General features: G+C 67.0%; 20 protein-coding genes. 8 read left to right on the forward strand and 12 right to left on the reverse strand.

Annotated elements, in window-relative coordinates:
- Positions 1–38: 38 nt before the first annotated feature.
- The 4 genes from CLU95_RS10865 to CLU95_RS10880 form a co-directional block, all read right to left on the reverse strand.
- Positions 39–857, reverse strand: a complete 819-nt coding sequence (locus tag CLU95_RS10865) for a LysM peptidoglycan-binding domain-containing protein (protein WP_143605984.1) — start codon at positions 855–857, stop codon at positions 39–41.
- Positions 858–947: 90 nt separating this feature from the next.
- Positions 948–1,934, reverse strand: coding sequence for a Bug family tripartite tricarboxylate transporter substrate binding protein (locus CLU95_RS10870; protein WP_099792995.1), 987 nt, complete (start codon positions 1,932–1,934; stop codon positions 948–950).
- Positions 1,935–1,975: 41 nt separating this feature from the next.
- Positions 1,976–4,096, reverse strand: coding sequence for an acetate--CoA ligase family protein (locus tag CLU95_RS10875; RefSeq protein ID WP_099792997.1), 2,121 nt, complete (start codon positions 4,094–4,096; stop codon positions 1,976–1,978).
- 20 nt (positions 4,097–4,116) lie between these two features.
- Positions 4,117–5,109 carry a tripartite tricarboxylate transporter substrate binding protein gene (locus CLU95_RS10880; RefSeq protein WP_099792999.1) on the reverse strand — a complete coding sequence of 331 codons (993 nt, stop codon included), beginning with the start codon at positions 5,107–5,109 and terminating at the stop codon, positions 4,117–4,119.
- 192 nt (positions 5,110–5,301) lie between these two features.
- Between CLU95_RS10880 and CLU95_RS10885 the strand changes: the two genes are divergently transcribed.
- From CLU95_RS10885 to CLU95_RS10910, 6 genes are all read left to right on the forward strand, one after another.
- Complete coding sequence (locus tag CLU95_RS10885; RefSeq protein WP_099793001.1) at positions 5,302–6,855, forward strand: acyl-CoA synthetase; 1,554 nt, start codon at positions 5,302–5,304, stop codon at positions 6,853–6,855.
- 88 nt (positions 6,856–6,943) lie between these two features.
- Positions 6,944–7,306 carry a hypothetical protein gene (locus tag CLU95_RS10890; RefSeq protein WP_099793003.1) on the forward strand — a complete coding sequence of 121 codons (363 nt, stop codon included), beginning with the start codon at positions 6,944–6,946 and terminating at the stop codon, positions 7,304–7,306.
- A 19-nt stretch (positions 7,307–7,325) separates the two neighbouring features.
- Positions 7,326–8,141 carry a helix-turn-helix domain-containing protein gene (locus tag CLU95_RS10895; protein WP_099793005.1) on the forward strand — a complete coding sequence of 272 codons (816 nt, stop codon included), beginning with the start codon at positions 7,326–7,328 and terminating at the stop codon, positions 8,139–8,141.
- Positions 8,142–8,176: 35 nt separating this feature from the next.
- The gene (locus tag CLU95_RS10900; RefSeq protein WP_099793007.1) at positions 8,177–9,157 is read left to right on the forward strand and encodes a DMT family transporter; all 981 of its coding nucleotides are present in this window, start codon (positions 8,177–8,179) and stop codon (positions 9,155–9,157) included.
- A gap of 8 nt (positions 9,158–9,165) precedes the next feature.
- The gene (locus tag CLU95_RS10905; RefSeq protein ID WP_099797215.1) at positions 9,166–10,080 is read left to right on the forward strand and encodes an alpha/beta hydrolase family protein; all 915 of its coding nucleotides are present in this window, start codon (positions 9,166–9,168) and stop codon (positions 10,078–10,080) included.
- 314 nt (positions 10,081–10,394) lie between these two features.
- Entirely contained in the window at positions 10,395–10,718 is a 324-nt protein-coding gene (locus CLU95_RS10910) for a hypothetical protein (protein ID WP_099793010.1), read from the forward strand.
- Between the two features lie 60 nt (positions 10,719–10,778).
- Here CLU95_RS10910 and CLU95_RS10915 read toward each other — a convergent pair whose 3' ends face one another.
- The 5 genes from CLU95_RS10915 to CLU95_RS10930 form a co-directional block, all read right to left on the reverse strand.
- Positions 10,779–11,477, reverse strand: a complete 699-nt coding sequence (locus CLU95_RS10915) for an immunity protein TriTu family protein (protein WP_143605985.1) — start codon at positions 11,475–11,477, stop codon at positions 10,779–10,781.
- A gap of 538 nt (positions 11,478–12,015) precedes the next feature.
- Positions 12,016–12,888, reverse strand: a complete 873-nt coding sequence (locus tag CLU95_RS10920; RefSeq protein ID WP_257214597.1) for an RHS repeat-associated core domain-containing protein — start codon at positions 12,886–12,888, stop codon at positions 12,016–12,018.
- A complete protein-coding gene (locus CLU95_RS31145; protein ID WP_257214598.1) occupies positions 12,885–13,142 on the reverse strand; it encodes a hypothetical protein in 258 nt (85 codons plus the stop codon). The genes CLU95_RS10920 and CLU95_RS31145 overlap by 4 nt, the downstream gene beginning before the upstream one ends.
- A 115-nt stretch (positions 13,143–13,257) precedes the next feature.
- Positions 13,258–13,521: a hypothetical protein gene (locus tag CLU95_RS10925; RefSeq protein ID WP_099793016.1), complete on the reverse strand. Its 264-nt coding sequence runs from the start codon at positions 13,519–13,521 to the stop codon at positions 13,258–13,260.
- 10 nt (positions 13,522–13,531) lie between these two features.
- A complete protein-coding gene (locus CLU95_RS10930; RefSeq protein ID WP_099793018.1) occupies positions 13,532–18,136 on the reverse strand; it encodes an RHS repeat-associated core domain-containing protein in 4,605 nt (1,534 codons plus the stop codon).
- 299 nt (positions 18,137–18,435) lie between these two features.
- On the opposite strand from CLU95_RS10930, the gene CLU95_RS10935 reads away from it, so the two are divergent.
- Together CLU95_RS10935 and CLU95_RS10940 are read left to right on the forward strand one after the other, a co-directional pair.
- Positions 18,436–18,885, forward strand: a complete 450-nt coding sequence (locus CLU95_RS10935) for a helix-turn-helix domain-containing protein (RefSeq protein WP_099793020.1) — start codon at positions 18,436–18,438, stop codon at positions 18,883–18,885.
- A gap of 21 nt (positions 18,886–18,906) precedes the next feature.
- Complete coding sequence (locus tag CLU95_RS10940; protein ID WP_099793022.1) at positions 18,907–19,299, forward strand: VOC family protein; 393 nt, start codon at positions 18,907–18,909, stop codon at positions 19,297–19,299.
- Between the two features lie 37 nt (positions 19,300–19,336).
- Here the strand turns inward: CLU95_RS10940 and CLU95_RS10945 are convergent, their stop codons facing one another.
- The 3 genes from CLU95_RS10945 to CLU95_RS10955 are packed head-to-tail and all read right to left on the reverse strand — an operon-like array spanning position 19,337 to position 22,442.
- Positions 19,337–20,371, reverse strand: a complete 1,035-nt coding sequence (locus CLU95_RS10945) for a phosphotransferase (protein ID WP_099793024.1) — start codon at positions 20,369–20,371, stop codon at positions 19,337–19,339.
- The gene (locus CLU95_RS10950) at positions 20,368–21,177 is read right to left on the reverse strand and encodes an enoyl-CoA hydratase-related protein (RefSeq protein WP_062475225.1); all 810 of its coding nucleotides are present in this window, start codon (positions 21,175–21,177) and stop codon (positions 20,368–20,370) included. Before CLU95_RS10950 ends, CLU95_RS10945 begins: the two co-directional genes overlap by 4 nt.
- 35 nt (positions 21,178–21,212) lie before the next feature.
- Positions 21,213–22,442: an ABC transporter substrate-binding protein gene (locus CLU95_RS10955; RefSeq protein ID WP_099793026.1), complete on the reverse strand. Its 1,230-nt coding sequence runs from the start codon at positions 22,440–22,442 to the stop codon at positions 21,213–21,215.
- Positions 22,443–22,488: the final 46 nt, after the last annotated feature.

Below are 22,488 nucleotides of genomic sequence, written 5' to 3' on the forward strand. Positions count from 1 at the left end.
GCAGAGAATCGTCGCCACAAGAATTACCGAGCGCATGTTCATTCCCTTCCGCTGAGCACGAGTGACAGCGTTGTGTTGATCTTCGTCCTGTACGTGGCGTCGCCGCCGCCGTTGTACCGCCCCACGAGCAACGCCGGCGTCATGGGCCGCCAACCCACGATGACGCGTTGGAGCACGGCCTTCTGGCACTTCAGGACTTGCCCGACGCGCAGAGTACCGGCCGTCGGGTTCAGCCTTTTCATGATCTCGGTGGTCGAGCCGTTGGCGCGCGCGATCTTGTCGAGGCTGTCTCCAGGCTGGGCGGTCACCTCAAAAACCGAAGACCCCGCGGGCGACACGCTGCGGTGCTCGTAGTACGCCGCCTTCATCAGAAGATAGCCGATGCCAGCCCGGATGTTGTGCGACGGAACCGTGCGAACAGACAGCACGGTCAGTCGCTCTTTCCAGATCGGCGGCAGGATCAGGTCGCCACCCTCATTACCGGAGAGCAGTGCATCCATGCCGGCGTCGCCGACAACGCCGATCTGCATCGGCTTGATGAGCCACTGGGGATTGCCCGCCCCGGACTCGACCCACACCATCGCCTTGACGACCCGCCAATCCAACGGCATGTACCCGGTGGTGGTCGCCAGGTGCTGGTTGAACTCACTGACAGCGGTTCTGATCTCTCGGTCCCAGATGTCCCACTTCGGGTCTCCGGGTGCGCGAAGGATTCCCTCCATCCACTTGTCGAACCCGCTCTTCAGCGCTGCTTGCGTTGCCACAACCACTCCCCCTTTGATCGTTTCTTTTCGGTCCAAACGATTCTTCTCAAGGGGGCGGCAAAGCGCCAGCGATGTGTAAATTTCGCGCCGCATGTATCGCGCATTTACAGGGCCGCCGAACACACCTGTACGCCCAGCCCCACGAGATATGCGCAGGCGCTTGCAAACAGGTGTTGTCTCGAACTATTCGGGCTTCAGGTTCATGTCCTTGATGAGCCGCGACCACAACAGGTTCTCGCGCCGCACCGCCGCCATCAACTCACCCGGCCCTTCACCCGAAGGCTCCAGCCCCAGCCCGATCATGCGTTCCTGCAGATCAGGCTGCGCCACGGCCTGACGCACCGCGCCGGCCAGCTTGTCGATGGCCGGTTGCGGCGTGCCCGTGGGCGCGAAGAAACCCCAGAAGCCGCCGTGCTCGTAGCCCTTGAAGCCCTGCTCGGTGAAGGTGGGGATCTGCGGCGCGAGCGGCATGCGGCGCGTGCCGAACACGCCCAGCAATTTCGCGCGGCCCGACTTCGCGTGCGGCAGCGCCTCGCCCATGGTGACGAAGCCGCCCTGCACCTGGCCGCCGAGGATGTCGATCATCAGCGGCGCGCCGCCCTTGTAGGGCACGTGCGTCATCTGCAGGCCTTCATCGCGCATCAGCTTCTCGCCGTAGAGGTGGCCCGACGAGCCCTGCCCCGCCGAGCCGAAGCTCAGCTTGCCGGGCTGCGCCTTGGCCATGGCGACGAACTCGCGCATGCTCTTGGCCGGCACGCCCTCGCCCACCGCGAACACGAGCAGGCCGTAGTTCGACAGCGACACGGGCGCGAAGTCCTTGAACACGTCGTAGCCCGGCTTGGCCATCAGCAGCGGCGCGAGCACGAAGGAGTTGACCGCGAACAGCAGCGTGTGCCCATCGGCCGGCGCCTTGGCCACGAAGGACGCGGCAATGGCGCCGTTGGCACCCGGCTTCGGGTCGATGAGCACTGGCTGGCCCAGCGGCTTGGCGATGCGTTCGCCGATGGTGCGTGCGATGCCGTCGACCAGCCCACCGGCCGCCGACGACACGATGACCTTGATCGGCTGGGTCGGGTAGGCGTCGGCCGCCTGCGCCTTCGGCAGGGCACCGAGCGCGGGGGCCAGCAGTCCGCTCGCGCCCCATTGCGCGAATCGACGTCGTTGCAGCATGAAGATGTCTCCTGTTGGTTTTCTTGAAGGTGAAGTTCTGCTTAACCCGCAGCGCCCCACACGGCCAGCGCATCGAGCGCCTCGACCGTGCGGCCGTCCACCCGCAGCGGGTTGACTTCGAGCGAGACCAGCTCGGGCCCGAGTGCGAGCGCCGCGTTGCCGATGGCGGCCACGGCTTCGGCGATGGCGTCGCGGTCGGCCGCGGGTGCGCCGCGCCAGCCGTCGAGCAGGCGCGCACCGCGCAGCTCGGCCAGCATGTCCTGCACCTCGGCAGGCGTCACGGGCAGCAGGCGCAGGCTGGTGTCGCGCAACGCCTCGACCCAGATGCCGCCGAGCCCCACGGCGAGCGCCGGGCCCCACTGCGGATCGCGCACGGTGCCGACGAAGAGCTCGAGCCCGCCGGGGCGCATCGGCGCGACGAGGATGCCGTCGATCTCGGCCTCGGGCCGCGCCGCGCGCACGCGGGCGTCCATCGCCAGCCAGGCCGCGCGCACCGCGTCGGCGCCCTGCAGGTTGAGCGCCACGCCGCCGACCTCGGTCTTGTGCGCGATCTGCGCCGAGGCGATCTTCAGCACGACCGGGCCGCCGATTTCTTCTGCGAAGCGCGCGGCTTCGTCGGCGCTGCGCGACAGCCGAACGGGCACGACCGGCACGCCGCGCTGCGAGAGCCACTCGAGCGTCTCGCGCTCCGAACGCAAGGGCTGCGTGGGTGGCGTGGCCGGCACCGCAGCGGCAGTGCTCTTTGCTTGTTGACGCCGACGCAGCGTTTCAGACCAGCGGTGCACCGCGCCTGCCGCGCTCATCGCGTGGTGGATGCCGCAGGCGATGTGGCGGATGCCGGTCTCGGCGATGAGCTCGCGCGACCGCTCGCTCACCTGCATCACGTAGTGGCTGCAGACGATCGCGGGCACCGGGCTGGCGGCCAGCCCGCGTGCCACCTGCGCGAGCACGGCGCGGTTGAGCGGCGTGTCGTTCGCCGGTGCGTTGGGCACGTCGGCCACGACGATGGCGGCGCCCAGCGCGGGGTCGCGCACCAGCGCTTCGAGCGCGTTGCCGAACAGCTCGGGCTGCAGCATGGCGGCGCCGGTCACGTCGAGCGGGTTCTGCGGCGTGCCGTAGCCCGGCAGCACCTCGCGCAGCGCGGCCTCGGTGGTGGGCGCGAGCGGCGTGAGCACCAGGCCTTCTTCCTCGGCGCGCTCGGCAAAGATCTCGCACATGCCGCCCGACATCGACACGGCCGCCAGCCCGCCGGCCGCGAAAGGCCCGGTCATGCTGGCGAAGGCGGCGGTGAACACCAGGTCTTCGATGGAGCGCACGCGCATCAGGCCCAGTCGCTGGCACATGGCGTCGAACACGCGGTCGTCGCCCACCAGCGAGCCGGTGTGGGCCTGCGCGGCCTGCGCCGTGATCTCGCTGCTGCCCATCTTCAGCACCACGATGGGCTTGGCCACGGCCAGCGCGCGCTCGGCCGCGGCGGCAAAGCGCTGCGGGTCGCGCACGGTCTCGGCGAACACGGCAATGGAACGCGTGTGCTCGTCGTCCACCAGGTAGTCGATGACCTCGGCGATGTCGATGTCCGACTCGTTGCCGGTCGAGACCATGCGGCTCAGGCCGATGCCGTGCACCTGCGCCATGAACGACAGCTGCCCCGCGAGCGCGCCGCTTTGCGACACGATGCCCAGCGTGCCCGCCGGCAGCGGCTCGCGCAGCGAGGCGGTCCACACGGCCGAGCGGTCGACGTAGTTGACGAAGCCCAGGCAGTTGGGCCCGAGGATGCGCAGGCCGCGCGATCGCGCCTTGGCCGTGAGCTGGTGCTGGCGCTCGCGGCCTTCCTCGCCGGCCTCGGCAAAGCCCGAGCTCAGCAGCACCGCGTTGCCGATGCCCGCGCGCTGCAGGTCGGCCAGTGCGTCGTCGAGCGCATCGGCCGGCACCATGAGCAGCGCCGTGTCGACCGGCTCGCCGATGGCCTCGGCCGAGGTGGCCGCCGCGATGCCGTGGAAGCTGCCGCCGCGCCGGTTGACCGGGTAGAGCTTGCCCGCGTAGCCCAGCGTGCGCAGGCTGGCGAGCGCCGCGTTGGACCACACCGAGCGCTCGGTGGCGCCGACGAAGGCGATGGCCTTCGGGTGGAGGAAGCAGTGAAGAGAAGAGGAAGAAGAGGTCATGGGAGGAAGGAAGGTCGGATTCAGTCGTCGAGCTTGATGCGCAGGTCGCTCACGAAGCGCTTCTCGTCGGCGTAGGTCTTGTGCGCCCAGGCCGTGTACGCGGGGCTGTCCATGTAGAACCTGACGTAGTCGTTCAGGTCGAGCGTGCGAATGAACTCGGGGTCGTCCACCGCCTTGCGGAAGGCCTCCTGCAGCGCCTGCACCACCTTCGGGTCCATGCCGCGCGGTCCGGCGATGCCCCACGAACCATTGGCCACCACGTCGTAGCCCAGCTCCTTCACGGTCGGCACGTTCAGCCGCGTGGGGGAGCGCGCTTCATTGAAGGTGGCCAGCAGGCGCACGCGCCCGCCCGCCACGGAGGCGCCAAAGCCGGCCTCGGAGACCGCGTCCACATGGCCGCCCATGAGCGCGTTGTACAGCTCGGCCGCGCCCTTGAAGGGAATGAAGTTGAACTTCACGCCGGCCAGCGCCGCCAGCCGCTCCATCGACACGTGCGAGGTGCCGCCGCGCCCGGTGGTGCCGTACGACACCTCGCCCGGCTTGGCCTTGGCCGCGGCCAGCAGCGCGTTCAGGTCTTTCCACGGGGCGTCCTGACGCACCGTGATGCCCAGCGTGGCGGCCGTCACGTTGGCCACGTAGGTGAAGTCGGTGGCCGGGTCGTAGCTCACCTTCTGCAGGTGCGGCAGCCGGTACAGCGAGCTCAGCATGAGCGACAGCGTGTAGCCGTCGGGCGCGGCCTTGCGCGCCATGGTGGTCGGCGCCAGCGTGGCGGCCACGCCGGGCTGGTTGAGGATCACGATCTGCTGCTTCAGCTCGCGCGAGGCTGCCAGGGCCAGCGCACGCGCCTGCACGTCGGTGGCGCCGCCCGCGGGGTACGGCACCAGCAGCGTGATCGGCTGCTTGCTGAACAGGCTCTGGGCGCGCGCCATGAAGGGCAGCGCGGTGCCTGCCGCGGCAAGCGCGGCGCCGCCGAGCAGGCGGCGGCGGGTGGGGTCGGTGAAGAAGGAAGTCATGGCGTGTCTCCGGTCGGTCGATCTATCGTTCTGCGGCGATGGTCGCGCGCAGCCCTTGCCCGGTCACCGTCGCTTCCGACGACTTTGGCCACCGCGGCGCTTTCGATCCCGTCGCTTCCGACGATGCCGGGGCGGCGCGTCCCTTCCATACTCGGTGCACAACAACGAACCGACCGACGGAGACCGCAGTCCATGGACCTCACCCAGCCCCTGCACAAAGCGATGCAGGAACGCCCCGGCGCCACCGCCCTCGTGTGCGGCGAGCGCCGCAGCACCTTTGCCCAGTTCGTCGACCGCGTGGCGCGGCTCGCGGCCGTGCTGCAGTCGCTCGGCCTGCAGCCCGGCGACCGCGTGGGCCTGCTGGCACTGAACTCCGACCGCTACGTGGAGTACCTCTACGCCACCTGGTGGGCGGGCGGCGTGATCAACCCCGTCAACATCCGCTGGAGCGCGCGCGAGGTCGCGTACTCGCTGGACGACTGCGACACGCGCATCCTGCTGTCCGATGCGCACTTCGGCGCCGTGGCGCAGCAACAGCGCGAACTGTCGCGCTCGCTGAAGACGCTGGTGCACTTCGGCGACGGCCCCGCGCCCGAAGGCATGGCCGATGCCGAAGCGCTCATGGCGCAGGCGCAGCCCGTGCCCGACGCGCGGCGCGGCGGCGCCGAGCTGGCCGCCGTGATGTACACCGGCGGCACCACCGGCCTGCCCAAGGGCGTGATGCTCACGCACGGCAACCTCTACAGCGGCCAGCTCTCGGCCAACATGGCGGCCACGCGCCCCGCCGAGGCCGTGGGCCTGAACATGGCGCCCATGTTCCATGTGGGCGGCGCCGGCCTCACGCTGCAGCTGATGATGCGGCTGTGCACGCAGGTCATCATTCCGGCCTTCGACGAAGTGAAGGTGCTGGAGGCCATCCAGAACGAGCGCGCCAGTGAGACCTTCATGGTGCCCACCATGCTCAAGCGGCTCATCGAGCATCCGCGCTTTGCCGAGTTCGACACCACGCCGCTGCAGCTGGTGCTGTACGGCGCCGCGCCCATCGACGACGCGCTGCTGCTGCAGGCCATCGACAAGCTGCCGCGCGCGGGCTTCTGCCAGCTCTACGGCATGACCGAGCTGTCGCCCGTGGTCACCGTGCTGCCCACGTGGTGCCACCACCCCGACCAGCCGGCCGCGCGCCGCCGCTCGGCCGGGCGGCCCGTGCCCATCGCCGAAGTGCGCATCGTCGACACCGAAGGCCGCTCCGTGCCCAACGGCACTGTCGGCGAGATCGCCGCGCGCGGCCCGATGGTGATGGCCGGCTACTGGAACAAGCCCGAGCAGACCGCCGAGGTGTTGCGCGACGGCTGGATGCACACCGGCGACGGCGGCGTGATGGACGCCGACGGTTTCGTCTACGTGGTCGACCGGCTCAAGGACATGATCGTGAGCGGCGGCGAGAACATCTACTCGGCCGAGGTCGAGAACGCCATCACCCAGCTGCCGCAGGTTTCGATGTGCGCCGTGGTCGGCGTGCCCGACGACCAGTGGGGCGAGCGCGTGCATGCCGTGGTCGTGCTGCGCGCCGGCGAAGCCCTGAGCGCGGAGGCACTGGTGGTGCATTGCAAGACGCTGATCGCCGGCTACAAGTGCCCGCGCAGCGTAGAGTTTCGCGCCGAGATTCCGCTGTCGCCGGCGGGGAAGATGCTCAAGTACAAGCTGCGCGAACCGCACTGGGAAGGGCGCGCACGCAAGGTGGGGTGACGCGCCGGCGGGTGTGTGCGCGGGTGTGTGCGGGTGTGTTTCACCCGCTTCGGGTATGGTGGCGGGCTGCCACCTGCACCCACGCGATATGCACCGCCTCCTCGCTCTCGCCCTGCCCTGCTTTCTGCTTCTTGGCCTGTCGCCCGCCTTCGCGAACGGCAGCCTGCAGTGCGACGGCCGGCCGTACGCGGTCGAGATCCAGTTCAGCCTCTCGACCGGCCAGCTGACCGAACTCATCGTCGCGCGCACCGGCCCGGGCACCGAGGGCAGCGAGCGCTTCACCTTGCAGCAGCGCTTTGTCGACCACCGCCAGCAGCTCATCCGCGCGCGTGGCACCGGCCTCGAGCGGCCGCAGGTGGCCGTGGCGCTGCGCGTGGCCGGCGCGACGGGCACGCTCAGCTACCGCGGCGCGCAGTACGAGCTGCGCTGCAGCTGGACCGCGCTGGGCTGATCCACCCTTCACTCTTTCCATGCCGCAAGACCGCACCCTTCTTTACGCAGGACGCGGGTTCGAGGTGGCGCATGTGCGCCTGCATGCGCCGCAGGGGCCGGCGTGGAGCGACCTGTACACCGTGGCCTCGCCGCGCGTCGTCTTCCCCATCGGTCGCACGCGGCTCGACGTGCGCTCGGGCGACCACACCTGGCTGACCGACGCGCTCACCGCCATCCGTTTCGGCGATGCCACCGCCTACCGGCTGCGCCCCGAGACCGCGACCGTGCGGCACAGCCTCGTGGTCAGCGGCCACGCGTCGGTCGGCCCGGCCCATGGTGCTAGCGCTGCGGGCGTGAGCATTTGCCTGCTGACGCCGCAGGCGCTGTACCGCATGCACGCAGCGCGGCGCCAGCTGCCGGACACCGACAGCGCACAGGCCGCGGCGCTGGTGGCCGCGCTCGTCGCCGAGCTGGGCAGCGCGCCGCATCAGGCGCCCTGGCACGGCGCCGTCGCGCGTGCACGGCAACTGCTGCTGTCCGAAGGCAGCGGTGCGGGCGCGCGGCATCTCTCGCTGGACGAACTGGCCGAGGCCGTGTCGCGCTCGCCCTTTCACCTGGCGCGCCGCTTCCGCCAACAGACCGGCCTGAGCCTGCACCAGTACCGCCAGCACCTGCGGCTGGCGTCGGCGATGGAGCGGCTGGCCGACGGCGAGCGCGACCTCGCCGGCCTCGCGCACGACCTCGGCTACTGCAGCCAGAGCCACCTGGGTGCCGTGTTCCGGCGCGCCGTCGGCGTCACGCTCGGCGACGCCCGCCGCGTGCTCGGACCGGCCGGCGCAGGCGCACGAATCTGATAGCCTTCGCGCCGCCCGGGCCACAGACTGGCCCGATGACGACATCGCCTCGCACCCTCTGGATCGGCGCGCTCGCCGCGCTGGCCGCCGCCCTCATCGGCAGCGCCTGGCAGCTGCTGTCGCGCCACGGCGTGACCGCCACCGCGCTCGGGCCGATGGACCTCGCGCTGCTGCGCTACGGCATTCCCGCGCTGCTGCTCAGCCCGCTGTGGCTGCGCGGCAGGCTCGTGCCGCCGGGCGCATCGCGCGGCGCGCTCGTGCTGCTCGTCGTCGGCAGCGGCCTGCCCTTCGGCCTGCTGGTGCTGGCCGGCGCGCAGTGGGCGCCCGCCAGCCACATGGGCATCTTCATGGCCGGCAGCCTGCCGCTCTTCACCGCGCTGGGCGCTTGGGTCTACCGGGGCGAGCGCGTGCAGGGCCTGCGCCTGCTCGGGCTGGCCGGCATCGCCGTCGGCATGGCCGTGTTCGCGGCGGGCAGCTTCGGCGAGGGCTTGCGGCAGCAGCACTGGCGCGGCGACCTGCTCTTTCTGCTCGCGGCTCTGCTGTGGACCGTCTACTCCCTCGCCTTCGGCCGCTGCGGCATGAGCGCCTGGCAGGGCGCGGCCTTCGTCAACGGCGCGTCGACCCTGCTGCTGTTGCCGCTGCTCTGGCTCGCCGGCCCGCCACGACTGTTCGCCGCGCCATGGACCGACATCGCGATGCAGGCCGCAGGCCAAGGCGTGGTCGCCGGCCTGCTCGGGCTGGTGGTCTACGGCGTCGCGATCACGCGGCTGGGCGCCGCACGCGCCGCGCTGTCGTCCGCGCTCGTGCCCGTGCTGACCACGCTCGGCGCGGCATGGTGGATGAACGAGCCCGTCACGCGTCCCGCGCTGCTGGCGCTGTCGTTCGTGGTGCCCGGCGTCGTGCTCGCGAGCGGTGCGCTGCGGTGGCGGGTGCCGGTGACGCGCGACGGCGAACGGCAGGCCCCGGGGCAGAATGCGGCGGCGTCTTTGCCCACTTCCGAAAGCCCTCGCCCATGAAGAAAAAGATGAATCGCCTTCGCATCGCCGCGCTCGTTGCCGCCTCGTTCGCGTCGTTCTTCGCCTTCTGCGGCGCGGGCTGGGCGCAGCGACCGGAGCCGCAGCAACAGCCGCAAGTACAGCAGCAGCAACAACAACCGCTGCAACGCAGCGTCGTGCGCGTGCCCACGCCCTTCGTCGAGAACGGCGCACCCGTCACGCTCGAGATGGTCATCTACAAACCCGACGGCGCCGGCCCGTTCCCCACGGTCGTGTTCAACCACGGCTCCACCGGCATCGGCAACGACCCCGCCTTGTTCAAGCAGACCTGGGCGCCCGAGCGAACCGCCCGCTGGTTCACGCAGCGCGGCTGGCTCATCGCCTTTCCGCAGCGGCGCGGACGCGGCCAATCGGACGGGCTGTACGACGAAGGCTTCACCGCCAAGCGCGAGCACTACAGCTGCGAGCCCGCCATCGCCCTGGCCGGCTTCGACCGCGCCGTGACCGACCTCGACGCCGCCGTCGCATGGCTGCAGCGCAACCCCGACGTCGACACCCGCCGCATGGAAATCGCAGGCCAGTCGCGCGGCGGCATCCTCGCCGTGGCGTATGCGGGCCTGCGCCCCGACGTGTTCCAGGGCGTCATCAACTTCGTCGGTGGCTGGATGGGCGACAAGTGCCCCGGCAACACCGCCGACGCCATGAACCCCGTCACCTTCCGCCGCGGCGCGGCCTTTGCCAAGCCCACGCTGTGGCTCTACGGCGAGAACGACCCGTTCTACGCGATGTCGCACAGCCGCAAGAACTTCGAAGCCTTTCGCGATGCGGGCGGCAAGGGGCGCTTCGAGAGCTTCACGCTCGAGCCCGGCATGAACGGGCACGGGCTGATCGGGCAGCAGGGGCTGTGGGGGAAGGCGGTGGAGGCGTATCTGGCGGCGCCGTGAGGTAGTGCGCCAGCGGTGACTGGGAGCACCTGCGCTGCGGCCATATCCGTGGCTATACTGCGCCGGTCACGTCCACACAGGGCGTGATCGGGATTGGCGTCCCGATGAAATCACTGCGACGTACAAGCCGCAGCCACCCCGCAGGGTCTGCGGCTTTGTCGTTCGTGCTTCCTGTTTAGGCGGCTCGATGGGCGGGCGCGAGCCCGGCCGGTTTCACGCAAGTGGTTTCCCGGTACGCCAACCCGTCGAGCTGCCGCCCTCAATTGGCGTTGGGTGCGTCGGTTTCTGCAAACCGAAACCCTTGGAGGCCATTCATGGCTGCATCTGCATCTCCCCGCGCGTCCGCGCACGCGTCTTCGCTTCCTGCATCTTCTGAAGAAACCGCCAGTGCCGAATCGCTCGCGCTGCAGGCGTGTGACGACGTCGACAGTCTTCATGCGGTGCAACGTGCCTACGCGTGCCTTGAGAAGCTCATCGTTCCGCAGCACGTTGGGGATACGGAGGAAGTCTTTCCGACGCGCACGGAGTTGGGGGCGTTGGTGCGGCTGGTGAATGAGGAACTACAGCGGCGGATCGAAGCTGCCGATGCCACGACTCAATCACTGCGTGCAGCTCTTGGTGAAGGCGGTGTGCAATGAGCGCCTCGCGTGCCGCCTCGACCGCGCGCGCGAACTTCAGTGCTGCGGTATGCCAGCAGATCAACTCAATCGCGAAACGGCGGCGACGATTTCTGCCTCGCTCTTTGACAGGAACTGCTCGAACTCACGCACCCAGTCGTCCAGCGCCGGCTGAACACCCTCAGTCCACAGAATCTCCGCAGGAGGCCCCGTCATCAACACCGTGCCATCTTCTTTGCAGATGTCAGATTCAATCGCCATTTGCTTGTCGTCACCCCGGATATCCACCGTGATCGCGAGTTCTTCGCCATCAACACTCCGCCGGAAGGCCAGGTACGCTCTGAGTAAGAACGTTCCATTGCTGGTACGCCCCACATCGCGAATCACGGATGAATCGCTCATCGCAATCTTCTCCGCGAGCGTGGACAGTGTGGTGTGAAGACGAAGCCACAGGGCCTCAATGAGGGCTCCACGGGCGTGCAACCTCTCGCGGCTCACGATGACGCCCAACGACGCGAAGAACGGGGAGAACTTCTTCGACATCTCATCGTCCTGTTGCAGGGTTCCGCGATCAGCGTAGAGCGACCGTTCGGTCTCGAGGTCGATAGATTCAATATCGTAGTCACCACTTTCCCAGACGGTGATCCGACCTATCGCTGTCGGTACATCAACATCCAGGCGTGCCGAGGGATTGGCTGAAGGCTCGCTTTCGGTCAGTCGCGTGTCGATGTTCTTTGCCCCCCGGGCTCGGTCTGTCTGAACCGTTTGGGCCCAGTCCACGAATCTTCTCAGCATCATTCTTCCAATTGGAGCACTCGGACTCGCTCCTCGGAGAAGACCTCTGTCCGATGCCGGTTCATCACTGTTCTTTGCCACTGCCCGCTTCGGCGCTCAGGGAGCCGTCACCTTCAACTGAAGGGGAATGGGGCCTAACTCCAATGCTGCTACTGCTTCACTCTGAGCAAGATGTTGCCGCCAGATTTGACGACCAGATAGGGATGCTCGTACGTGACCACTGGGTCTTCTTTGATTTCTCTCGATGTCCCTAGATTCGCCATCGCGATCAAGTCACACACGGCGCCACCACTGGCACAGGAATAGAACCAGCCGTCAAGTTGACCTATGCCTGAACCCCTCGGTGCATAGAGAGCATGGATCTCCGCACTCCGCCCAGTTGGAAGTTTGACGCTGTAGCGCCTCTCTACATGCGAGGAATAGATCTTGTCGATCCAAGTGCCTGCCTCCTTAAGGCTACGAACACGCACGGGTGCGTCCTGAGCTGCGGCGCAGAAGGACATCAGCGCGAACGAGATCACTGCTAGTTTGGCAAACATACAACTCCACATTGTGTTGGATAGGTTGATGGTGGAATCGGTGAACCGCCGAGTGACTTTGCGGGCCAGCTTCCCTGCTTGTCAGACCAAGTGCCATCTGCATCCTGACGATACCAATGGTAGTCACCGCGACCTTGAAAAATGCTGGTTGGTCGAATGAAGAGCTGCGCGCCGTGGTACCCAGCGGGGCAGGACTGATCTGCTCGCGGAGCGACACCTCCATCCCGACGCACTGCATCAAGCGTATCACCGCAGTTGGGGTTGAAACCTGAGATACCTGAACCAGATGGCTCGCCAGGATCAGTGCCACCGACTCCTCGCAGCGGACCACCCGATCTCATGCCGGTTCTGTCGAGCGCGTAGGCATAGCAGTTGTTGTTCCACCGCCACGCCTCGCTGTCGTTGTACCTGGGATCGAACATCGGCGCAGAGCGGTTGCTGCTCGGGCCCCACTGGCCATCGCCCCAGCGATCAAGCCCAAACGGATCAACAAATCTCAATGAATTTGCGTCGACGTAGCCAAACCGATTCCATCCGCCATCTAGGCCAATCGGATCTGGCTGGCTGTATCGCCCAGTCCTACTGTCATAGCTTCGGAAGTAGTTGTAAAACAACCCCGACTCCTCATCCGCATACTGCCCCGGATACCGCAGGTTGAACTTCACCTCCGACACGCCCGTCGTGCCCGGATTCGGTGTCATATCCAAGTCGGCGAACCGATTCCTCGCCGTCGTCGGCTTGTCTTCCCCGAACGCGCTGTAGCCCCACTGCCAGGCCGCTTGCCCGCTCACATCGGTGAGCTTGCGCGGCGTGTTCAGGTGGTCGCTGTGCACGGCGTAGGTGGCGCCGTTGATCACCGCCGCATCGGCATCGAGCCATTGGCCGTCGGCAGGTAGATGTACTGCGCCTGCCCGCCGCTGTTCGTGCCGCCGCTGCCCACCTCGGCGATCAGCGTGCCTTGCTCGTCGTAGACATACGTGCAGCCCTGCTGCTCGGCCTGGTTCGTTGCGGGGCTCCACAGCCGGGTGAAGAACGCGATCAGGCTTTGCATGAAGCCCGGGTCGGCCTCGTCGCCCTGGCTCGGCGGGTACAGCGGCTCGGTCTTGAACACGCGCTGCCCCGTCGATCATCCGGAAGATTTTCGGGTGATGATGAACAAGGCCCAGCGGGGAAGGCTGGGTTGCCGCCCCCGGGAGATCGAGCGCCGCTGTTTGATGGCGCTACGCCTAAGACGAAGAGTCGATTAGCGCAGCAAGGCGGCGAAGCTCAGAAATGAGATATGGCACGTCTTGGCGTGCGTTGGCCATGAAATCGATGTCGGCATCAGACGCACCGTCAAGATCAATGCCACCACTTGCCCTGGATATGCAACTCGACCCACTTGAGTGGTCACGGCCCTCGATCATTCCTTTCCATGGTCCAGGTGCAGCAGCAGCCGCCCGCGCCCGAATTTCTGAAATTCGTTGCTCGTCGAGAAGATCTTTTTTCATTGGGGGAGGCCTATCGATTTGGATTCGGAACCACTGGTGTAAACAATCTTTCAGCCTGCGCTGGGGTGATGCCACACATCAAGCAATGGTCAGGATTTTTCGGGGTTGGGGCGGGCACCACATCGCCCCCCAATCGGCGAACATCTCCGACAGTCGTCACGCCCATCTTGGGGTTTGGAATCCCTGTTGAGAGCTCTTGAACGGACTTGCCAGCTGCGGAATTTACGCTTGCCCCGCACATCTTTCCCGCCGAATCAATAGTTACTCCGGATCCACCGGCAAATCGATCTGCGGTGCAAAGTCCCCCGCGGCAGACATATGCCGAATTAGGTAAAGGTGGATTGATCGTGCCTCTACCAGCTCCAGCGGTAGATGTTCCAGGTGTCGCCAAACGGGCTGCTGCTGCACCCGCTTGAGAGCCTCTCATTGCCTCTGCGATGCTGGATACGATCCCGCCCGACCCAGCTCCCCCCCCAGGAATAGGAACTCTCGGGGTCGAGCGGGGAGGTCCGCCTGCCAATCCCTCAGGATCAACGTAGCTCAGTGGATCTCCGTCCACATAGCCAAACCGATTCCATCCTCCGTCAAGCCCGATAGGATCGCCCTGGGTATAGCGACCGATTGTCGGGACATAGGTTCTGTACCCGTTGTAGAACAACCCCGATTCCTCATCCGCATACTGTCCCGGATACCTCAGGTTGAACTTCACCTCCGACACGCCCGTGGTGCCCGGATTCGGCGTCACATCCAAGTCGGCGAACCGGTTCCTCGCCGTCGTCGGCTTGTCTTCCCCGAACGCGCTGTAGCCCCACTGCCAGACCGCTTGCCCGCTCACATCGGTGAGCTTGCGCGGCGTGTTCAGGTGGTCGCTGTGCACGGCGTAGGTGGCGCCGTTGATCACCGCCGCGATCGGCATCGGGCCGTTGGCCGTCGGCAGGTAGATGTACTGCGTCTGCCCGCCGCTGTTGGTGCCTCCGCTGCCCACTTCGGCGATCAACGTGCCCTGCTCGTCGTAGACATACGTGTAGCCCTGTTGCTCGGCCTGGTTCGTCGCGGGGCTCCACAGCCGGGTGAAGAAGGCGATCAGGCTTTGCATGAAGCCCGGGTCGGCCTCGTCGCCCTGGCTCGGCGGGTACAGCGGCTCGGTCTTGAACACGCGCTGGCCCAGCGCGTTGTGCGCGTAGCGCGTGGTCGGGCTGATGTCGGTGGCGCCGGTGGTGGCGGCGGCCAGTCGGCCTTCGGCGTCGTAGGCGTAGCTGCGCAGGCCGTCGGTCACGAGGTCGCCGTTGGCGTTGTAGCCGTAGGTGACGCTGGTGTTGCTCGCGCCGTTGATGGTTTGCGCAAAGCCCGTCAGACGGTTGCTTGCGGCGCCCACGGTGTAGGTGCGCTGGGTGCTCTGGCCGCCGAGCACGCGCGTGCTGCTCGCGCGGTTGCCGTTGGCGTCGTAGCCGAAGCTGGCGGTGTTGCTCGTGGCGTCGAAGCCGGTGATGCGACCGACCGGGCTGTAACCGACGCTCCAGGTGACGTTGCCGTTCGCGACGGTGGTGTGCATCGGGTCGGCGTCGCCGGGGCGGTACAGGTTCTGCGTGAGGCCGGTGATGCGGCCCGCGGCGGCGTACACGTAGCTGCTGAACTCGGTGCCGGTGAGCCGGCCCGCGGTGTCGTACACGCGGCTGGCGGCAACGGACGCGGGTGGTGCGGCGGCAAAGGCCCATTGCCACGCGGTGGGCTGGCCGAGCGGGTTCCATGCGATGCCGGTGACGAGCGGGCTGCCGTTCCAGTTCAGGCCCGCGAGGCGACCGGTGGCGTCGTACTGGTGGGCGAGCGTGGCGCCGTTGGGGTAGCCGATGCTGGCCAGCGTGCCGTTGGCGTTGTAGCCGTAGCTCACCTGCTGCACACCACCGTTTGCGAGCGTCTGCTTCTTGAGCGTGACGCGCCCGAAAGCGTCGCGGGTGTACTCGGTGGTGCCGCTGCGGTCGATGACTTCCGAGAGGTAACCCTTGCTGGTGGCCGTGAGGTCGTAGCGCAGCGTGGTCGTCTTGCCGTCGGCGAAGACGAGGCTGGTCGGCCGGCCGAGCAGGTCGCGCGCGATGGTGGTGGCCTGCCCCATGGCGTCGGTGATCTGGCTGGGCAGGCCGAGGCTGTCGTACTGGGTGCTGGCGCCGCCCGTGTCGGCGCTGGTCTCGGCTGTGGCGTTGCCCTGTGCGTCGCGGGTGTAGCCGGTGACCACGCCCTTGAAGTCTTTTGCCTCGGTAACGGCGTCGAGGGCGTTGTACTTCAGCGTGGCCGTGGCATTGGCCGCGTCGGTCACCGCCTTGACGCGGCGCAGGCTGTCGAGGCCGTACTGGGTGCTCTGGTTGAGGCCGTTGGTGGTGCGGGTCAGCTCGCCGTTGGCGTCGTAGCCGAAGGTGTTGGCCTGATTGGGGCCTTCGGTGGAAGCCGAGAGGCGGTTGATGTTGTTGACCGTGCGCGCCACGCTCCAGGCCACGTTGCCCGCGCTGTCCTTGATCTGTTCGGCAGTGCGGTTGCCCATACCGTCGAGCGTGTAGCTGCCGCTCTCTCCGCGGTTGCTGCTCCAGCCCGTGAGGCGGTGAGCGGCGTCGTAGGTGTAGGTGAGTACGAGGCCGCTGGGCAGCGTCACCGATTCGACGGTGCCGAAGGGCTTGTAGGTCAGCGTGGTGGTCTGCGCGCCAGCAAGGCCCGCGCCGACGGTCTGGGTCAGCAGGCGGTCGCGCAGGTCGTAGGTGTAGGTGGTGACGAGGCCGTTGGGGGCGGTGGTGCTGGCTACGCGGTTGGCGTTGTCGTAGGTGGAGGTGGTGACGTGGCCCAGCGCGTTGGTCGATGTGAGGGCGTTGCCCCGGGTGTCATAGGTGTAGCTGGTGACTGCGCCGTTGGGCTCGGTGGCTGTGGCCACCAGCTGCTGGGCGTTGTAGGTCCACTGCCAGAGCTGGGCCTTGTTCGTGGCGGTGTCGGTGACGGTTTTGGAAAGCGTGTTGCCGACGGTGTCGTAGGTGTACGCGGTGGTGCGGCCGGGTTCGGTGATCAGTGCGGGGAGCGAGAAGGTGGGATGCCACTGGGTCGTGGTGGTGCGGGCGTCGGGGGTGCCTGCGCTACGCCTGACCGTAATCGGAAGTTTGCGTACGGTGTCCCACGTCGTGGCAGTAGTGGCACCGTTGAAATCGGTCTGCGAAGTGACCAGACCATAGCCGTCTTGCACACGGTTGGCTGCGTCGCTCTTGCCCTCACCAGAAGGCAGCGAGCCCGAAGTGACGGCCAGCTTTCCCATTGTGGTGTCGTAGCTGTAGCTGCGACTCGTACCCAACGGATCGATCACGGTGGCGGAACGTGTCGAGGGATAGCTGACTTGGTAACTAGCGACCGCCCCGGCGAGCTGCGTGCTGATGGCGCGGCCATTGCTGTCATACGCAAAGGTGCCCCAGCGGGCTTCACTCTCATCGATGATGCCGGTAAGCCCCTGTTGGAACGATGCATTCTCGTAGACGAAACTGCGGGACTTTCCGTCGGGGTAGAGCACAGAGGAAAGGCGTCTGGTGCCGTCGTACGCATACGCGATGATGCGAGCATCGGGTGTCGTGACGGAGGCCAACTGCCCGGCGCCGTTGTATGCGAACGCAAGCGTGCGCCCAAATCCGTTTACGACGGAGGCCAACTGGCCGGACCCGTTGTAAGAGTAGGCAGTGGCCCAGCCGTTGCGAAGCACCTCGACCTGCAACTTGCCGACCCCATCAAAGCTGAGGGTCGCATCGTCTTCAGCGCGGCGGTAAGTCCATGCGCCCGAAACTTGCTGAACCAAGGTGTCGGTGCTGTTATTTGCATACCAGGCCACAGCGCCGGGCGCCTTGCTGAAGGTGCGCGCGTAGCCTTCACCGTTGGTGATTGCCACGCTCACGGGGGCGGTCGCGGGCGTGGCGATCAAGGCAATCGCGTAGTTGTGTGACCAGGTTTGTCCAAGCGCATTACTCGCACGGGTCGCATCCCGGGCCCAATTGCTGCGATACGTGCGCGAGAAAGACAAGGCTCCCGGGCCAGCATCGACCCAATCAGGTTCGGATCGGTACTTCTCAGCGCTGCCAGGAAATATAGGGTTACCGCCTCTCAGGCCATCCACGCACATATTCGCCGGCTCAGGCGCGCTGCAACTTTTCCCCTGTTCAGCCAAGCCGTTATTGCATATGCATTGCGCCCCAAACACAGTGCTATTGCTTGGGCACGTAATGCTCGTGGCGTAAACCATGGCGCGCCAAAGCCACGGCCCACCTTCAGCCGCCGTACGCTGAACGGTCATGACGCAGTTGTTGCCGTCAAAGAAGTTGTAGGTGACCGGGATCGGTGCAAAGATTGCACCGAAGTAGGCAGTCGCGTCTGGGCACGCTTCCTCAGCGGTCGAGTAAGTCGTGGAACTGGGCCCGCCGTGATACAGGCGATAGACAAAAGTGATATCTGCATCAAAGAAGGCAAAGGCCGGTGAGATGCAGAAAACTTGAGCGAACCCGAGAACTATCGAGACCAAGAAGGAAGGAAAGTGATGCAAGAGCCATCCACTGGCCGTCTTCCACATAGTTAATGGCCGCAAACTCACAGAAACCCCCCTCATGTGCTCTTTAACTGATCAACTCGTAAATTGGCATGATGCCGAGCGTGCGAATTCGCCCCCGCATCGGGTTCGAGAATTCGGCCCTTTTTGGAGAACCGTTTGAACGGAGTTCCTAAGACTCCATACCGACAATCCCTCATCACCCACGACACTCACAGTTCCTACGCAACCGCACCACCGGGCACTCATCAGGAAACTTGGAAACCGAAAGTAACGTGCAATGCTCGCACAGAAGAAGTCGCAACTCCATCAAGAACTGATCTTGGTATGCATGCCCCCAAATTGAGCACAATCCCCCCATGCCAAACATCGCCTCCATCCTCAAAGCCGAAATCTCCCGTGTCGCTCGCAAGGAAGTGCGAGCGGAGATCGAAACCCTCAAGAAGGCCTCCGTCGCGCACCGGGCATCGATTGCCGACTTGCGCCGTCAGGTGAGCGCGCTTGAAAAAGAATTGCGCAAGGTCGCCAAGGGCTCCGCGCGCCAGGCGCCTGCCTCCGCCGGTGCTGCGGGCGACGACGCCGATGCAGGCGGCCCCAAGCGCCGCTTCAGCGCCAACCGGCTGGCCGCGCACCGCGCCAAGCTCGGGCTGTCCGCGGCAATCTACGGCCAGCTGGTCGGCGTGTCGGGCCAGACGATCTATCACTGGGAACAAGGCAAGGCGCGTCCGCGTGCGGCGCAGCTGGAGCGACTGGCCACGGTGCGGGAACTCGGGGCGCGCGAGATTGCCGAGCGGCTGGAAGCGCAGTAAGTAAGCAACGCGCCCTCGCCCATGAAACTCGGCTACACCATCGTCTACGTTCCCGACGTCGCCCAATCGCTGAAGTTCTTCGAACAAGCCTTCGGCCTGCCCACCCGCTTCCTGCACGAATCGGGCACTTATGGCGAACTCGAAACCGGCGAGACCACGCTGTCCTTTGCCGCGCACGCACTCGCCGACTCCAACTTTCCGGGCGGACATGTCGCCGCCTCGGATTCCGCGCAACCGCTGGGCATGGAGCTGGGCCTCGTGACGCCCGACGTGCCCGCCGCGCACAGCCGTGCGCTCGCAGCCGGCGCCACACAGCTGTCGGCGCCGGTGACCAAGCCCTGGGGGCAGGTGGTCTCGTACGTGCGCTGTCCCGACGGCACGCTGGTCGAGCTGTGCTCGCCCATCGGCGGCTGACGGGCGCCCTGCCCGGCTCTGGCCGGTTCGCTACCGGCTAGTCGATCAACGCCACCGCCCGCCGCGCAAACCCCGCGGCCTGCGCGCCCACCTGCACCGCATCTGCCGCGGCCGCGCTGCCGCTCTTCGCGCGCGCCGCGATGCCTTCGAGGATCACGGCGAAGCGGAACAGCGAGAACGCCAGGTGGAAGTTCGTCACCGGCTCGGCGCAGCCGCCGGCCTGCTGGTAATGGGCGATGTACTCCGTCTGCGTGGGAATGCCTTCGGCCGCGAGGTCGATGCCCTGCATGCCTTCGAACTCGTCGGCGCCGGTGTGCCAGGCCATGCAGTTGTAAGCCACGTCGGCCAGCGGGTGGCCCAGGGTGGACAGCTCCCAGTCGAGCACGGCGATCACGCGCGGCTCGGTGGGGTGGAACATGAGGTTGCCGAAACGGAAGTCGCCGTGCGCGATGGTGGTCTGGTCGCCCGGCGGCAAATTGGCCGGCAGCCAGGCGATGAGGCGCTCGATGTTGGCGTCTTCGCGGGTGCGCGAGGCCTCCCACTGCCGGGTCCAGCGGGCGATCTGGCGCTGGAAGAAGTTGCCGGGGCGGCCGTAGTCGGTGAGGCCGACGGCGGCAAGGTCGACCGCGTGCAGGCGCGCCAGGGTTTCGGCCATCGCAAAGTAGTACGCGCGGCGCTCGGCGGGTGCGATGCCGGGCAGTGCGTAGTTCGACAGCACGCGGCCTTCGAGCTTCTCCATCACGTAGAAGGGCGTGCCCACCACGGCGCGGTCGTCGCAGTACAGCACGGTGCGCGGCACGGGCACGTCGGTGGCGGCCAGTGCGCGCAGCACGCGGTACTCGCGGTCGACGGCGTGGGCCGAAGGCAGCAGTTCGCCGGGCGGCTGCTTGCGCAGCACCAGCGCGCGGTTGTCGAAGTCGACGAAGAAGGTGGGGTTCGACTGCCCGCCGCCGATGCGCGCCAGGCGCATCGGGCCTTCAAGCGCGGGCAGCGCCTGTCGCAGGTGGCGCTGCAGGCGGTCGGCGTCGAACTCGATGCCTGCTGGGGTGGCGGTGTCTGCAGCTGTGCTCATGGCCGGCGGAACACGGGCTCGCGTTTCTCCAGGAAGGCTTTGACGCCTTCGGCGAAGTCGGGCCGGTCGATCAGCTCGCGCTGGCGCTCGGCCTCGTGCCGCATCTGGCCGACGAGCGACTGGCTCGCGGCCGATTCGTACACGGCGCGGATCTCGTGCGCCGCATGCGCAGGCAGGCGCGCGAGCCGCTGCGCGACGGCCACGGCCTGGGCGCGCAGTTCGGCGTCGTCCACGCAGGCCCACACGAGGCCCCATTGCGCGGCCTGTTCGCCCGACAGGCGCTCGCCGAGCAGTGACATGCCAATGGCTCTTGCGCGGCCCACGAGCCGCTCGAGGAACCAAGTGGTGCCCAGGTCGGGCACGATGCCCAGGCGCGGCATGAAGGGCAGGTAGAAGTACGCGGAGCGCGCCACCAGCACGACGTCGGCGGCCAGCGCCACGCCCACGCCGGCGCCCGCGGCGGGGCCGTTGATGGCGCTCACCACGGGGAAGGGCATGCTGCGCAGGTCTTCGATGAGGCGGTTCGACATCGCTTCCATCGCGTCGGCCGTGCGCTGGCCAAGGCTGCCGGGCGCGCTGGCGTCCATGCTGCCCAGGTCGGCGCCCACGCAGAACGACTTGCCGACGCCGGTGAGCACCACGGCGCGCACCTCGCCTTCGTCGCGCAGCTGCGCGAGCCGCTGGCGCAAGGCCTCCTGCAGCGGCTGGGTGAGCGGGTTGAGTCGCTTGGGAATGTTGAAGCTGAGGATGGCGACGTCGCCGTCGCGTTCGTACAGAAGGGGGTCCTGGTCGTCAGGCTGGCTCATGGGTGGGCTCCGAAGGGTGTGAGTAGGTAAGGGGTTCACTTCATGTTCAGCGCGGGCCCGACCGGGTCGAGGTCCACGCCGTTGAAGCGAACGGGCTGCATCGACGCATAGGCATGCAGGTCGGCGGCCGAATTGGCCATGGTCACGCCGGGCAGCAGCATCGAGATGCGCGGGCTCTTGAGGGTGCTGGCGGCCACGCGCACGCTCTCGCGCGTGGGGTTGGCACCGGCCTCGCGCAGCACGTGCGCCATGAGCTGCGCGACGATGTAGCCCGACACGCCGCTGCCGTTGCTCGGGTCGACGCCGCTGGCGTGGGTCTTGAGCAGCTCGAGGTACTCGAGCACCTCGGGGTCGCGGCTCCAGCGCGGGCTCATGGGCTCCTTGTAGACGGCGAGCGCGACCACGCCCTTGGCCTTGTCGGCGCCCGCGGGCTCGAAGGCCATCTTCACGGAGGCGGCGGCAAAGTTGAGGTAGCGGTCGGGCGTCCAGCCCACGTCGGCGACCTTGCGGATGGCCTGCGCGGCGGTGCGCGCGGTGGCGGCCATCACGAGCACGTCGGCGCCCGACGACTTGAGCTGCACCACCTGCGAGTCGACGGTGGGGTCGGTCACCTCGAAGGTGGCCTGCGCGACGATCTTCGCCTTGCCCTGCTTCGACAGGCCTTCCTGCAGGCCCTTGAGCACTTCGCGGCCGAGGTCGTCGTTCTGCATGAGCACGGCGATCTTCGCGTCGGGCCGGTTCTCGATGATGTGGCGCGCGAACACGCGGCCTTCGCCCTGGTAGCTGCCGAGGAAGGGCACGGTCCACGGGTACCTGGCGGCGTCGTCGAACTGCGCGGCGCCCGACTGCACGAAGAGCTGCGGCACCTTCTTGGCATTCATGTAGCGCTGGATCGCCATGTTGGGCGCGGTGCCCAGGTTGCCGAAGAGGGCGAGCACCTGGTCTTCCTCGACGAGGCGGCGCGCCACCTCGACGGTCTTGGGCGGCGAGTACTGGTCGTCGTAGATCAACAGGCGCACCTTGCGCCCGTGGATGCCGCCCTGCTCGTTGAGCTTCTTGAAGTAGGCCTCGGCCACCTTGCCGACCACCGAGTAGCCCGACACGGGCCCCGACAGCGGCATGGGCATGCCCAGCACGATCTCGGCGTCGCTCACGCCGGCCTCGGGCTTCTTCTGGGCCAGGGCCGGCAGGCTGATGCAGAGCGTGGCAAGGCCCACAACTAGGCCGGAAGCCAAGGCGGTGCGGCGGGAAAGCAAATGAACCATGTCGCGTGTCTCCTTCTGTGTTGCTGAGTGGCCGGGTGGCCTGCGT

Source organism: Variovorax sp. 54, from assembly GCF_002754375.1.
Taxonomy (GTDB): Bacteria; Pseudomonadota; Gammaproteobacteria; order Burkholderiales; family Burkholderiaceae_C; genus Variovorax.

Coding starts and splice junctions, on each gene's coding strand:
- CLU95_RS10865 (WP_143605984.1), bottom strand. CDS start 857: ATGCGGCGCGAAATTTACACATCGCTGGCGCTTTGCCGCCCCCTTGAG.
- CLU95_RS10870 (WP_099792995.1), bottom strand. CDS start 1,934: ATGCTGCAACGACGTCGATTCGCGCAATGGGGCGCGAGCGGACTGCTG.
- CLU95_RS10875 (WP_099792997.1), bottom strand. CDS start 4,096: ATGACCTCTTCTTCCTCTTCTCTTCACTGCTTCCTCCACCCGAAGGCC.
- CLU95_RS10880 (WP_099792999.1), bottom strand. CDS start 5,109: ATGACTTCCTTCTTCACCGACCCCACCCGCCGCCGCCTGCTCGGCGGC.
- CLU95_RS10885 (WP_099793001.1), top strand. CDS start 5,302: ATGGACCTCACCCAGCCCCTGCACAAAGCGATGCAGGAACGCCCCGGC.
- CLU95_RS10890 (WP_099793003.1), top strand. CDS start 6,944: ATGCACCGCCTCCTCGCTCTCGCCCTGCCCTGCTTTCTGCTTCTTGGC.
- CLU95_RS10895 (WP_099793005.1), top strand. CDS start 7,326: ATGCCGCAAGACCGCACCCTTCTTTACGCAGGACGCGGGTTCGAGGTG.
- CLU95_RS10900 (WP_099793007.1), top strand. CDS start 8,177: ATGACGACATCGCCTCGCACCCTCTGGATCGGCGCGCTCGCCGCGCTG.
- CLU95_RS10905 (WP_099797215.1), top strand. CDS start 9,166: ATGAATCGCCTTCGCATCGCCGCGCTCGTTGCCGCCTCGTTCGCGTCG.
- CLU95_RS10910 (WP_099793010.1), top strand. CDS start 10,395: ATGGCTGCATCTGCATCTCCCCGCGCGTCCGCGCACGCGTCTTCGCTT.
- CLU95_RS10925 (WP_099793016.1), bottom strand. CDS start 13,521: ATGAAAAAAGATCTTCTCGACGAGCAACGAATTTCAGAAATTCGGGCG.
- CLU95_RS10930 (WP_099793018.1), bottom strand. CDS start 18,136: ATGAGGGGGGTTTCTGTGAGTTTGCGGCCATTAACTATGTGGAAGACG.
- CLU95_RS10935 (WP_099793020.1), top strand. CDS start 18,436: ATGCCAAACATCGCCTCCATCCTCAAAGCCGAAATCTCCCGTGTCGCT.
- CLU95_RS10940 (WP_099793022.1), top strand. CDS start 18,907: ATGAAACTCGGCTACACCATCGTCTACGTTCCCGACGTCGCCCAATCG.
- CLU95_RS10945 (WP_099793024.1), bottom strand. CDS start 20,371: ATGAGCACAGCTGCAGACACCGCCACCCCAGCAGGCATCGAGTTCGAC.
- CLU95_RS10950 (WP_062475225.1), bottom strand. CDS start 21,177: ATGAGCCAGCCTGACGACCAGGACCCCCTTCTGTACGAACGCGACGGC.
- CLU95_RS10955 (WP_099793026.1), bottom strand. CDS start 22,442: ATGGTTCATTTGCTTTCCCGCCGCACCGCCTTGGCTTCCGGCCTAGTT.